Genomic DNA, 235 nt, shown 5'->3' with positions numbered 1-235 from the left:
TCATTTGTCAGGTCGTCCTGCGGGCGAAGCGCCGCCAACCTTATTTGATTATGTTCCTGACGATGCCTTACTGATTATTGATGAGTCACACGTGACTGTGCCGCAAATTGGCGCGATGTATAAAGGTGACCGTTCGCGTAAAGAAAACTTGGTGAATTATGGTTTCCGTCTCCCTAGTGCTCTAGATAACCGTCCAATGCAGTTTGAAGAGTGGGAGCGGATTACCCCAGCTACA

1 pseudogene is annotated in these 235 nt (G+C 48.5%); it reads left to right on the top strand.

The window, feature by feature from the left end:
- A pseudogene (locus RRF55_RS27985) lies at positions 1-235 on the top strand (excinuclease ABC subunit B); the annotation flags it as partial.

It is taken from the genome of Klebsiella sp. K47, assembly GCF_051858335.1.
Lineage (GTDB): Bacteria > Pseudomonadota > Gammaproteobacteria > Enterobacterales > Enterobacteriaceae > Klebsiella > Klebsiella pneumoniae.
Note: the sequence above shows the minus strand (reverse complement) of the source record. Positions and strands in the feature narration are given on the sequence as shown.